This window comes from Enterobacter sp. MGH 33, assembly GCF_000534535.1.
Classification (GTDB): Bacteria; Pseudomonadota; Gammaproteobacteria; order Enterobacterales; family Enterobacteriaceae; genus Enterobacter; species Enterobacter hormaechei_C.
Genome location: NZ_KI973212.1, coordinates 2,098,075 through 2,110,111, shown reverse-complemented (window position 1 = coordinate 2,110,111; position 12,037 = coordinate 2,098,075). Strand labels below are relative to the sequence as shown.

The window sequence follows — 12,037 nt, the reverse complement described above, 5'->3', positions numbered from 1 at the left end:
TAATGACTATTCAACAAAACAACAGAGGACCAACGGCACATGACAACCGATGTCACGCGTTGCGCGAAGAAAAGCCGTGGCCGACCAAAAGTGTTCGACAGGGATGCGGCGCTCGATAAGGCCATGACGCTCTTCTGGCAGCATGGGTATGAAGCCACGTCGCTTTCCGATCTCGTGGAAGCAACGGGCGCGAAAGCCCCTACCCTGTACGCAGAGTTCACCAACAAAGAAGGCTTATTCCGGGCCGTTCTGGACAGATACATCGCGCGCTTCGCGGCAAAACATGAAGCCCAGCTGTTCTGCGAAGAAAAAACGGTTGAGCAGGCATTGCAGGATTATTTCACGGCAATCGCGACCTGCTATACCAGCAAGGACACGCCTGCGGGCTGTTTTATGATCAACACCTCCGCGACCCTCGCGGCATCGTCTAAAGAGATTGCCAACACGGTCAAATCGCGACATGCGATGCAGGAGGAGACGCTCAGCACGTTTCTGGCTCAGCGTCAGCAGCGCGGCGAAATACCGGCGCATTGCCGTCCGCAGGAGCTTTCCCAGTATCTGAGCTGTATTTTACAGGGGATGTCCATCAGCGCCCGTGAAGGCGCGACGCTGGAAAAATTGCAGGGGATTACGCAAACAACGCTGCGCCTGTGGCCTGAACTTCTTAAACTCTGACGCAAAAAAAAAGCTCCTCAGCCTGAGCGCATGAGGAGCTAAGTTCAGAGAACATCTTTTTTACACTTTGTTATTCAGTATCAGCTGACCGTTGCTGTCGAGAGGGATCTGCGTGCCAGGATCTTTATCCATGCGGATTTTGCCCTGCTGATCGCCAATTTTGTAGGTTACGTCGTAGCCCAACATTTTTTCAGACTTGTCATACACGGTTTTACAGCGCTGCTGCGTTGTGGTGTAGGTATCATTTTCCTGCATCGCGCCCTGTACCTGGTTACCGGCATAACCGCCACCCAGCGCACCAACCACCGTCGCGACATCCTTACCACGGCCGCCACCAAACTGATGACCAATCACCCCACCAGCAACCGCGCCCAGCACGGAGCCAGCGATACGGTTTTCATCCTGAACCGGACGACGGTGGGTGACAGAAACATTACGGCACTCCTGACGAGGCGTCTTGACCGTCTCTTTGATCGGTGTAGCGGAAACCACCTGCGCATACTGCGGGCCACGATCAAGTACGTTCAGACTGGCAACGGCAGCCACACCTAACGCAGCTGCGACGCCAATCCCTATACCCGCCAACATTGATTTATTCACGGGACTTCCTCCTTTGTTGCAATTGGTAGCAATTTTGCAGCGCAATAAACGCTTCGCCAATAAGATAAAGGATCAAAATCAGGGCTGTTGACCGGGACAACGTGGGTTTAAGAGAACTCTTAAGCGTCAGGAGGGAAATGCACAGCATGATGTGCTAAGAATTCCCTCCGGAGGGCCCGGAGGGAGAGAGAAATTAGTGCAGCTTCAGGCGTGGACGGATCACGCGGTTGATGCGGCCAACCAGCATCATCAGGCCGGTTTTGAAGTAGCCGTGCAGCGCAATCTGGTGCATACGGTACAGAGAAATGTACACGAAGCGGGCGATGCGCCCTTCCACCATCATGGAGCCGCGCATCAGGTTACCCATCAGGCTGCCCACGGTGGAGAAGTTTGAGAGCGACACCAGAGAGCCGTGGTCTTTGTAGACATAGGCTTTCATCGGTTTGCCTTTCATCTGCGCCAGGATGTTATGCAGCACGAGGCTTGCCATCTGGTGCGCGGCCTGGGCGCGAGGCGGTACAAATCCGCCTTCCGGACGTGCGCAGGAGGCACAGTCGCCAATGGCGAAGATGTCCGGATCGCGCGTGGTTTGCAGCGTCGGCTCTGTCACCAGCTGGTTAATGCGGTTCGTCTCCAGCCCACCGATATCTTTCATGAAATCAGGCGCTTTGATCCCCGCAGCCCAAACCATCAGGTCGGCCTGGATATATTCGCCGTCTTTGGTATGCAGGCCGCCCTCATCCGCGCTGGTCACCATGGTCTGGGTCAGCACGCGCACGCCCAGTTTGGTCAGCTCGTTGTGCGCCGCGCCGGAAATACGCGGCGGCAGCGCAGGCAGAATACGTTCACCTGCTTCCACCAGCGTCACATTCAGCGCTTCGTTAGTCAGCCCTTTGTAGCCGTAGCTGTGCAGCTGTTTGACCGCATTGTGCAACTCCGCCGATAATTCAACGCCCGTTGCGCCGCCGCCCACGATAGCAATGTTGACCTTGCCGTTAGCACCCATGTTATTGGTGTACTTCAGGAACAGGTTAAGCATCTCCTGATGGAAACGACGCGCCTGATGCGGGTTATCCAGGAAGATGCAGTGCTCTTTTACGCCTGGGGTGTTGAAATCATTGGAGGTACTGCCCAGGGCCATCACCAGCGTGTCATAGGCCAGCTTGCGCTCAGGAACCAGCAACTCGCCTTTATCATCACGCAGCTCAGCCAGCGTGATGGTTTTGTTTTCACGATTGATATCCACCACCGAACCCAGCTGGAACTGGAAGTGGTGGTTACGCGCATGCGCCAGATAGCTCAGCGCATCCACGCCCTCATCCAGCGACCCGGTCGCCACTTCGTGCAGTAACGGCTTCCACAGATGACTGTGGTTACGATCCACCAGCGTGATTTTGGCTTTCTTACCGCGACCCAGCTTCTTACCCAGCTGTGTCGCCAGCTCCAGTCCGCCAGCACCACCGCCGACAATCACTATCTTTTTCAATGGCGTAGTCAACGTGACCCCCTCAAATTATTAACCAATTGTTAATTAAAAGTTATATAAATAACCCTTAATTAACAACAGGTTACTGCGCTGAAACCATTCAGATTCATTGAGAATAGCACGTCAGGCGCATTGGTCATACCAAAATTGATATGTATCAAGTTTTGATGGTTTAAAAGTAGACAACTCTGACAAAAAAGAGGCCCGGTACGCTTTCACGTACCGGGCCTTTATCAGGTTCAGGGAGATCAGCCCAGCGTTTTAAAGGCTTTAATACGCTGCAAGTGCGGGGAAATGTTTTTGAACTTGTGGGTCTGCTCTTCGTCCCAGACAATTTCGTAGTAATGGTGCAGAAGCTCGGCGGCGCGGGAGCTGTTCAGCGCTTCATCGTTGCGGGAGAGGATCACCAGACACCGATCGCGGTTCTTTTCACGGAAATTGCTCACGCATTTAGTTGCGATGTCGGCGTACTCCTCCGGGCGATCGATTTTGCCTTCCATGTTTTCGTTCGGAAAGAGGTTAGGATTAAAAATGACCTGACGGATATCGCACAAAAAACCGATGCGCTCTGCCCAGTATCCTCCTAACCCCACGCCGCAGATCAGCGGGCGATCGTCGATATTGAGCTGCAACATTTTATCCACTTCTTTAAGCAGATGCTGCATGTCATGCTTCGGATGACGTGTGCTGTAACTGATCAGCCGGACATCCGGATCGATAAACTGCAATTGCAGCACTTTCTCATGATTACCAGGACTGTTTGAGTCAAAACCGTGTAAATAAATGATCATCGTCTCACCACGCTACGCCTTCCGGGATGAATTAAAGGGCTGCTTTATGTGCCTGCCAGCGCTCGTTCAGGGCTTCAAGCCGGGCGTTTACCGTTTTCCAGCGCGCCGAGTCCATCAGCTCCTGACGACTAAATGAACCTTTATGATACAATTGTGTAACACGTTCAGCATTGATCGGCGACAGGTTATCCAGCACGCTCACCGCCCCTTTACGATTATTGCAGACGAGGATCATATCGCAACCCGCATCCAGCGAAGCCTGCCCACGTTCGGCATAGCTACCCATAATTGCCGCCCCCTCCATGGATAAATCGTCAGAGAAAATTACGCCATTGAAGCCTAATTCCTGACGCAGTACGGTTTTCAGCCAGTGCGGAGAGCCGCTGGCCGGACGCGGATCGATCTCACTGTAGATGACGTGCGCAGGCATGATGGCATCCAGCTTGTTATCAGCGATCAGCGAGCGGAAAACCGACATGTCTTTAGCGCGAATGTCTGCTTCCGGGCGCGGATCGCGCGGGGTTTCTTTATGGGAATCCGCCGTCACCGCCCCGTGGCCCGGGAAATGTTTGCCGGTGGTTTTCATGCCCGCAGCGTGCATACCGTCGATGAAGCGCGTCGCCATCGCCAGCGCAATACGCGGATCGTCATGATACGAACGCTCACCAATTGCCGCGCTAATGTGTCCTACGTCCAGCACCGGGGCGAAGCTGATGTCGATATCCATGGCGATCATCTCGCTGGCCATCAGCCAGCCGGCGTCCTGCGCCAGTTGACCGCCCTCTTCGATCCCCAGCAGCGCAGCAAAAGATTGCGCGGCGGGTAAACGGGTAAACCCTTCGCGGAAACGCTGCACACGCCCACCTTCCTGGTCTACGGCCACCACCAGGTGATTGCGCGACGCCGCACGGATCTGGCGAACCAGCTCACGCAACTGCTCCGGATCATGATAATTGCGGGTGAAAAGAATCAGCCCCCCTACCAGCGGATGCGCCAGAATTTCGCGCTCTTCCGCATCCAGCTCAAACCCTTCGACATCCAACATTACTGGACCCACACCTACCTCTCTTATCCTTTCGTTTGTAACTGACGCCAGGCATCATTTGCCAGCGCAATAAATTGTTTGTCATCTGTCTGCTGAAGGCGCATTTCAAACCATCCCGCCATCAGCATCAACACCCACGGACGCCAGCGCGCGACCTGCCGCGCAAGGGTGAGCGCATTGATGTTGGCGTTTCGGGCATAGGCGGTTATCAGCTGCTCGCGCGACGCCTCATCAGGCATCCAGACCGCAGCGAGTTCGAGCGCCACGTCACCGTCTCCGGCATATTCCCAGTCGATAAGTTTCTCGCCTGCCGTGGTATGAACGATATTACCCGCGTGGACATCCATATGCAGCGGCGCCAGACGTAACGCCTGCGGCTCTCCCGCTCTGCGTAGCCGCTTAAGCTGCGCCAGCCAGTAGGGCGTGCGTCGTCCAGGCGCAGCCTGCTGCCAGTAGTGATCCAGCAAAGGAAGTAACGTTACCCGCCAGCCCAGACGCGGCTGGCGATGCAGATGATACAGCATGGCTGCAAGCGCAGGCGTATCGGGAAGCTCGCTTTTGATCTCACCCGTAATAAACGCCACCGCCATCCAGTCTCTGATAAAGAGATGAGGTTGTGGCGCAAGGTCGGCGGGCAGGCGCTTCAGGGCGCGGAACTGGCGACGAAAATGGGAGGCAGGCGCGGCGGCATCGTGATGCTGACGTAAAACCAGCCGATGGTCGCCACGCTCAATAATGCAACTCGCGCCGCCAAGCCCGGCGGGGGGTTGCGGCGCGATAACACGGTACTGAGGGAAATAACGCGTCAGGACGTCATGACGCGTGCGCTTATTGTTGCGTAACGGCACCTTTACCTGACCAGATAATTTCGCCGGTCTGAACCAGCATTAACTGCATCTGCAACGACGGCGTGTTCACGTTGCCTGTCGCGTTAGAATAAAGGACATACTGCGCGCCAACGTTGCGGGCAATACCCATCGCTTTACTGCGCGAACCCAGGCTGTCCTGAGGCGACAGACCAAGCTGCTGCTTGGCGACCGCGAGCTGCTGAGCTGAGACCAGCGTAAATTTACCGTTGTTTGCCAGCGCGTTGCGCAGGGTTTCCGTCGCTTCTCCCGCATTCAGGGAACCGTTTGTACGGTTGTTCACGCTGTCCACCAGCAGCACGCTGCCGGGCGTAACGCCCTGTGCCTGCAACATTTTGCCCACCATCGGCTGCATCGCGCCGTTCCAGTCATAGTGGCGTACTCGCGGCGCAGGCTGTGCGGTGTCGTCCGGATGTTCGATCGGGCCAGGCTGCGCCGGAATGGTCGGTACAGACGGCACGGTTGGAACAGGCTGCGCTGGTGTTGTTGGCTGTTCCGTTCCCGGCTTCGCCTGATCTACCGGTGCTGGTTCTTCCGTTCGCGTCACACAACCCGCCAGAAAGAGTGCAAAAGCACTCAGGAGCGCATAACGGCTCATTGTTTTAATCAAGGTTCACTCCTTACAAATAAAGATAAAGTCTCACCTTATGTGCACCCAGATAGCTGGCGCTGCCGTAGAGCGTGACTGACGATCTTGCCGGGATGGTCACGCTGCGCGGCGCCTCAAGCGGGTGCATCTCAAGACCTCTCACGTCATACCAGTAGAAGCGATAATGCACCGTCACTGGCTCTTGCCTTTCGTTATAGAGCGTAGAGGAGGCTGAAGACTGGATTTCGCTTATGGTCAGCGAAGGTTTCTCCGCCGTGATGCCCGCAGCAAGCACTGAGGACTCCATCACCAGCGTCTGTTCTTCACTGACCGGGATGGCGGGACGCGCGCTGCACCCAACCATTACCAGCGTCACGATCAGCGCTGCAATACGCCCAGTTAACATATTAAAGACCTTTATGTGCCAGCATCGGTCCCAGTGGACGTCCACCCAGCAGATGCATATGAATATGATAGACTTCCTGGCCGCCATGGCGATTACAGTTCATGATCAGACGGTATCCGTCTTCAGCAATCCCTTCCTGCTCTGCGATTTTCGCGGCTACCGTAAGCATACGGCCCAGCGCCACTTCATGCTCGGTTTTAACGTCATTGACGGTCGGGATCAGAAGATTGGGAATAATAAGGATGTGCGTCGGCGCCTGGGGAGAAATGTCGCGGAAAGCCGTGACCAGTTCATCCTGATAGACAATATCCGACGGAATTTCGCGGCGGATAATTTTACTGAAAATCGTTTCTTCAGCCATGACCTTTTCCTTTTAAGTTTAATCTGGCGTCGTGCGTCCGTTGTTAACACACATTGTCTGATTTACTGCGTGACACAAGACAAGAGTATGAGCGAGTTTCTCCTGTCCTTTCAACCTTCTCCCGTGATTTCTTTCCTGATTGTCCGCCATCTGGCTTAAGAGGCATCGCTTTAGGACATTTCTTTTCAGAAACCTTATTTCAGTTCATCCCGAAACATCTGTTTACAGCGTTAATCACAATGCGTATATTTCGCATTTGCATTTTCATGCGCATTTTTAACATAGAAAACGACGTCAGCCCGTGCTAGCGGGACTGTCGCGAATTACCTTCACCATTCACTAAGGGTTTGATGATGTCTTTCATTAATCACACCAGGGATGGGCAACATCAGCCTGCCGCAACACCTTCGTTGCTGGCCGCCTGCATTGCTATGGCATTGACGCCAACCGCTGCTTTCGCTGCTTCAACCACCGAAGATACCGTCGTCGTAGACGGGGGTTTTGACAACACACAGGATCTTTCTGCCAGCCAGGATCAGGATTACAGCGTAAAAACCACCACCACCGGCACCAAACTGTTGCTGGTTCCCCGCGACATCCCACAGTCCGTCAGCGTTATCAGCCAGCAACGTATGGCTGACCAGAATCTGCAATCCATCGGACAGGTGCTGACGAATACCACGGGCATTACGGCCCAGGTGCAGGACAGCGACCGTACCGTGTTTTACTCACGCGGCTTTTTCGTCAGCAACTACGCCTATGACGACCTGCCAACCTCCATCAGTGAAGTGTGGAACTTTGGTGATACCGCCGCGGATACCGCGATTTATGACCGCATCGAAGTGGTTCGCGGCGCCACCGGCCTGATGTCCGGCACGGGCAACCCGGCGGCGTACGTTAATATGGTGCGTAAGCACGCGGACAGCCCGGAATTTAAAGGTAACGTCTCCGCCAGTTACGGCAGCTGGGACAAGCAGCGCTACGTGCTGGATCTCCAGGCGCCGCTGGTAGAGTCAGGTAAGGTACGAGGCCGTCTGATCACCGGTTATCAGGACAACGACAGCTTCGTGGATAACTACCACTACCGGAAGAAATTCCTCTACGGCGTGATGGACGCGGATGTCACCGACAGCACCACCCTCTCGGTAGGGTATGAATATCAGGAAAGCCATACCGCCGACCCGACCTGGGGCGGGCTGCCGACCTGGTACAGCGACGGAAGTAAGACCCACTACAATCGTAGCCAGACTGTCGCACCTGACTGGGCTTATTCAGATAAAGACAGCACCCGCATCTTCGCTAACCTGACTCAGCGTTTCGATAATGGCTGGGAAGCGCACATCAACGGCATGCATGCTGAAACCAATTTCGACTCCAAACTGATGTATATGTCCGGCTATCCGGATAAAGAGACCGGTGCGGGCCTGGTAGGTTACGGCGGCTGGAACCGTGGGGAACGTAAACAGGATGCGGTTGACGCCTTCCTGCGCGGCGGCTTCGATCTCTTTGGCCGTCAGCACGAAATGATGTTCGGCGGCAGCTTCAGCCGTCAGCGTAACCATTACGACAACTCCATGCCGGATGCGGTATACGGCATGGTTGATGTCGGCAACTTTAAGAACTGGAACGGGAACATCGCCGATCCCCAGTGGACGCCGTGGAAACTCTACAGCAAGGATGATATTCGCCAGTCTTCAGCCTATTCGTCGGCTCGTTTCTCGCTGGCCGATCCGCTGCACCTGATCCTGGGCGCGCGCTACACCCAATATAACATTCGTTATAACCCGGCAGGATCGCCGAATACCCGTCTGGAAAGCACCAAAGATGATGTCACGCCGTACGCCGGCCTGGTGTATGACATCAATGAGGACTGGTCGACCTACGTCAGCTATACCTCTATCTTCCAGCCGCAGGATAAGCGCGATGCCAGCGGACGTTATCTTGACCCTACCACGGGTAAAAGCTACGAAGCCGGGGTGAAGGCGGACTGGTTTAATACCCGCCTCACCACCTCGCTGGCGATTTTCCGCATTGAGCAGGATAACGTCGCCAGCAACACCTATACCTACATGCCGAGCGGTGAGTCGATCTATGAATCGCTGGACGGGGTGGTCAGCAAAGGGGTCGAGTTCGAGCTCAACGGTGCCCTGACCGATAACTGGCAGCTGACCTTTGGCGCGACGCGTTACATCGCAGAAGATAAGAATGGCAACGCCGTCAGCTCCGATCAGCCGCGCACAACCATGAAGCTCTTCACCCGCTATCAGTTGCCAATGCTGCCGGAACTGACCGTGGGCGGTGGCGTAAACTGGCAGAACAAAGTGTGGACGGACGTGGAAGGCGGCCCGGCAGGACGTTCCCGCGCGGATCAAGGCAGCTATGGGCTGGTGAACCTGTTCAGCCGTTATCAGGTCACCAAAGATTTTGCGGTGCAGGCTAACGTCAACAACCTGTTCGACAAAGAGTATTACGATTACGTCGGCTCTTATGTAGTGTATGGCGCGCCGCTGAACGTCTCGGTGAGCGCGAGCTACGATTTCTGAGTGACAGAAGCCCGGTGGCGCTGCGCTTACCGGCCCTACCCATCACGTAGGCCGGGTAAGACGCAGCCGCCACCCGGCACCACAAACCGCAGTAATAAAAAAGGCAGCCATTCGGCTGCCTTAGTCTCCCCAGGTCACAGCTTAGTTGTTGCGGATGTACTCATCCATTTCGGTTTTCAGGTTATCGGATTTCGTACCGAAGATTGCCTGAACACCAGAACCTGCAACAACGACGCCCGCTGCGCCCAGTTTTTTCAGACCCGGCTGGTCTACTTTCGCAACGTCGGCAACGCTCACACGCAGACGAGTGATACACGCGTCCAGGTTAGTGATGTTCTCTTTACCACCGAAGGCAGCTACCAGAGCAGGCGCCATTTCGCTGGTCACACCGGCTTTGCTGTCTTCCGTAGCATCTTCACGACCCGGCGTTTTCAGGTCCAGTGCTTTGATCAGCACGCGGAAGACGGTGTAGTACACCACTGCGTAGCCCGCACCCACAATTGGGAACAGCCACAGCTTGCTGCTGTTACCGGACAGAACGATGAAGTCGATCAGACCGTGAGAGAAGGACGTACCGTCACGCATACCCAGCAGGATACAGATTGGGAATGCCAGACCTGCCAGTACCGCGTGGATGATGTACAGGATCGGCGCAACGAACATGAAGGAGAACTCGATCGGCTCGGTGATACCGGTCAGGAACGAGGTCAGCGCTGCGGAGATCATGATACCGCCCACTTTTGCACGGTTCTCTGGTTTAGCAGAGTGCCAGATCGCAATTGCGGCGGCCGGCAGACCGTACATTTTGAACAGGAAGCCACCAGACAGTTTACCTGCCGTTGGGTCACCCGCCATGTAGCGTGGGATGTCGCCGTGGAACACCTGGCCTGCTGCGTTGGTGTATTCACCAATCTGCATCTGGAATGGAACGTTCCAGATGTGGTGCAGACCAAATGGTACCAGGCAGCGCTCAATGAAGCCGTAGATACCGAACGCCACAACCGGGTTCTGGTAAGCCGCCCACTGAGAGAAGGTCTGGATTGCTGTACCGATTGGTGGCCAGATGAAAGACAGAACCACACCGGTGAAAATCGCGGCCAGACCAGAAATGATCGGCACAAAACGTTTACCCGCGAAGAAGCCCAGATACTCAGGCAGCTTGATGCGATAGAAGCGGTTAAACATATACGCTGCAATCGCACCGGAGATGATACCACCGAGAACACCGGTGTCCGCCAGATGCTTAGCGGCAATCTCTTCAGCAGGTAAGTGCAGTACCAGCGGCGCAACCACAGCCATGGTTTTCACCATGATGCCGTAAGCAACAACGGACGCCAGCGCGGATACACCGTCGTTATTGGTGAAGCCCAGAGCAACACCGATAGCGAAGATCAGCGGCATGTTAGCAAAAACAGAACCGCCTGCTTCGGCCATCACGTGGGAAACTACGGCTGGCAGCCAGCTGAAGTTTGCAGAACCGACACCCAGCAGGATACCTGCGATAGGCAGTACGGATACTGGCAGCATCAGCGATTTACCGACCTTTTGCAGGTTAGCAAATGCATTCTTAAACATAATTGAGAGTGCTCCTGAGTATTTGTGCTTTTTTTACGTTTTCACGCATTGGCCCGGGGGGAGTACCGCGCCGTGGACAGGACATCTAAGCGCCCTTTATTTATTACACAGAGTAAAATAATTCCCTCTGAGTTTGTTTGACGGCTATCACGTTTCAGTTCAAGACGGCCAAAAAACTTGCAGATATTTACATAAAGCATGTCTGGATGTGTCTAAAAACGCCATCACCGCCCCAAATGAGGCGGTGAACTTTACTCGTTTTACTTATTAATTACGAGCCTAAAAATAACAGGCGTATCAGACAGATTGCAGGTGGGCGGGGTCGATATGGAACAGACTGGCGAAGTTTTCCGTTGTCACGCGAGCCAGCTCTTCAATACTGACACCTTTCAGAACGGCCATATACTCAGCGACATCCCGGGTCATCGCTGGCTGATTTTCTTTGCCGCGATGAGGCACCGGTGCCAGGTACGGGGAATCGGTTTCCACCAGAATACGATCCAGCGGAACATATCGCGCCGCATCACGCAGTTGCTCAGCATTCCGGAACGTTACAATCCCCGAGAACGAGATATAAAAGCCTAAATCAAGCAGCTTACCCGCCGTTTCTCTGCCTTCAGTGAAACAGTGTAGTACGCCACCGCAATCCGTCACCTTTTCTTCCCGCAGGATCGCCAGCGTGTCGGCGCGCGCATCGCGGGTATGAACGATAACAGGCTTATTCAGTTCACGGCCAATACGGATGTGGTTGCGGAAGGATTCCTGCTGGCGAGGTTTCGTTTCCGGGGTGTAGAAATAGTCGAGACCGGTCTCGCCCATCGCCACTACGCCCTCTTCTGCGGCAAGACGGCGTAAATCCTCAACGTCGTACGCTTCATCCTGATTCAGCGGATGCACGCCGCAGGAGAAGACGACATTATCGCGCTCGCCTACCAGTTCACGCATGGCGCGGTAACCCGGCAACGTGGTCGCCACGGCCAGGCAAAATTTCACATCGCGCGCGGCGGCTTTCGCCAGCACGTCGTCCACATTTTTATGCAGGGACTGATAATCCAGGCCATCGAGATGGCAGTGTGAGTCGACTAAAAACATAATGTCTC

12 protein-coding genes are annotated in these 12,037 nt (G+C 54.8%); 2 read left to right on the top strand and 10 right to left on the bottom strand.

The window, feature by feature from the left end; all coding sequences use genetic code 11:
• Positions 1–39: 39 nt before the first annotated feature.
• On the top strand, positions 40–675 hold the full coding sequence (locus L379_RS14000) for a TetR/AcrR family transcriptional regulator (RefSeq protein WP_015570813.1): 636 nt from the start codon (positions 40–42) through the stop codon (positions 673–675).
• A gap of 60 nt (positions 676–735) precedes the next feature.
• Here the strand turns inward: L379_RS14000 and L379_RS14005 are convergent, their stop codons facing one another.
• The 8 genes from L379_RS14005 to hinT all read right to left on the bottom strand — a co-directional run bounded on the left by L379_RS14005 (position 736) and on the right by hinT (position 6,819).
• On the bottom strand, positions 736–1,275 hold the full coding sequence (locus L379_RS14005) for a glycine zipper 2TM domain-containing protein (protein ID WP_017384715.1): 540 nt from the start codon (positions 1,273–1,275) through the stop codon (positions 736–738).
• Positions 1,276–1,468: 193 nt separating this feature from the next.
• A complete protein-coding gene (locus L379_RS14010) occupies positions 1,469–2,773 on the bottom strand; it encodes an NAD(P)/FAD-dependent oxidoreductase (protein WP_017693633.1) in 1,305 nt (434 codons plus the stop codon).
• Between the two features lie 236 nt (positions 2,774–3,009).
• Positions 3,010–3,552: an alpha/beta hydrolase YcfP gene (gene ycfP / locus L379_RS14015; RefSeq protein ID WP_006809239.1), complete on the bottom strand. Its 543-nt coding sequence runs from the start codon at positions 3,550–3,552 to the stop codon at positions 3,010–3,012.
• Positions 3,553–3,583: 31 nt separating this feature from the next.
• The gene (gene nagZ, locus L379_RS14020; protein ID WP_032653224.1) at positions 3,584–4,609 is read right to left on the bottom strand and encodes a beta-N-acetylhexosaminidase; all 1,026 of its coding nucleotides are present in this window, start codon (positions 4,607–4,609) and stop codon (positions 3,584–3,586) included.
• Between the two features lie 11 nt (positions 4,610–4,620).
• Complete coding sequence (thiK, locus tag L379_RS14025) at positions 4,621–5,445, bottom strand: thiamine kinase (protein ID WP_032653222.1); 825 nt, start codon at positions 5,443–5,445, stop codon at positions 4,621–4,623.
• Positions 5,426–6,070 carry a penicillin-binding protein activator LpoB gene (gene lpoB / locus L379_RS14030; protein WP_085939398.1) on the bottom strand — a complete coding sequence of 215 codons (645 nt, stop codon included), beginning with the start codon at positions 6,068–6,070 and terminating at the stop codon, positions 5,426–5,428. Before lpoB ends, thiK begins: the two co-directional genes overlap by 20 nt.
• Before the next feature lie 13 nt (positions 6,071–6,083).
• The gene (locus L379_RS14035) at positions 6,084–6,458 is read right to left on the bottom strand and encodes a YcfL family putative periplasmic lipoprotein (protein WP_003857939.1); all 375 of its coding nucleotides are present in this window, start codon (positions 6,456–6,458) and stop codon (positions 6,084–6,086) included.
• 1 nt (position 6,459) lies between these two features.
• Positions 6,460–6,819 (bottom strand): purine nucleoside phosphoramidase, encoded by a 360-nt coding sequence (gene hinT, locus L379_RS14040; RefSeq protein WP_032653220.1) that lies wholly within the window; start codon positions 6,817–6,819, stop codon positions 6,460–6,462.
• A 353-nt stretch (positions 6,820–7,172) separates the two neighbouring features.
• Between hinT and fhuE the strand changes: the two genes are divergently transcribed.
• A complete protein-coding gene (gene fhuE, locus L379_RS14045; protein ID WP_032653218.1) occupies positions 7,173–9,362 on the top strand; it encodes a ferric-rhodotorulic acid/ferric-coprogen receptor FhuE in 2,190 nt (729 codons plus the stop codon).
• Positions 9,363–9,503: 141 nt separating this feature from the next.
• On the opposite strand, the gene ptsG is transcribed toward fhuE, so the two are convergent.
• Positions 9,504–10,937, bottom strand: coding sequence for a PTS glucose transporter subunit IIBC (gene ptsG, locus L379_RS14050; RefSeq protein WP_006809245.1), 1,434 nt, complete (start codon positions 10,935–10,937; stop codon positions 9,504–9,506).
• Positions 10,938–11,234: 297 nt separating this feature from the next.
• Positions 11,235–12,029, bottom strand: coding sequence for a metal-dependent hydrolase (locus L379_RS14055; RefSeq protein ID WP_032653216.1), 795 nt, complete (start codon positions 12,027–12,029; stop codon positions 11,235–11,237).
• Between the last annotated feature and the right edge of the window lie 8 nt (positions 12,030–12,037).

Excerpts from the sequence above, each read along its gene's own strand:
- L379_RS14000 (WP_015570813.1), top strand. The coding sequence starts at position 40 with ATGACAACCGATGTCACGCGTTGCGCGAAGAAAAGCCGTGGCCGACCA.
- ycfP (WP_006809239.1), bottom strand. The coding sequence starts at position 3,552 with ATGATCATTTATTTACACGGTTTTGACTCAAACAGTCCTGGTAATCAT.
- L379_RS14035 (WP_003857939.1), bottom strand. The coding sequence starts at position 6,458 with ATGTTAACTGGGCGTATTGCAGCGCTGATCGTGACGCTGGTAATGGTT.
- hinT (WP_032653220.1), bottom strand. The coding sequence starts at position 6,819 with ATGGCTGAAGAAACGATTTTCAGTAAAATTATCCGCCGCGAAATTCCG.
- fhuE (WP_032653218.1), top strand. The coding sequence starts at position 7,173 with ATGTCTTTCATTAATCACACCAGGGATGGGCAACATCAGCCTGCCGCA.
- ptsG (WP_006809245.1), bottom strand. The coding sequence starts at position 10,937 with ATGTTTAAGAATGCATTTGCTAACCTGCAAAAGGTCGGTAAATCGCTG.
- L379_RS14055 (WP_032653216.1), bottom strand. The coding sequence starts at position 12,029 with ATGTTTTTAGTCGACTCACACTGCCATCTCGATGGCCTGGATTATCAG.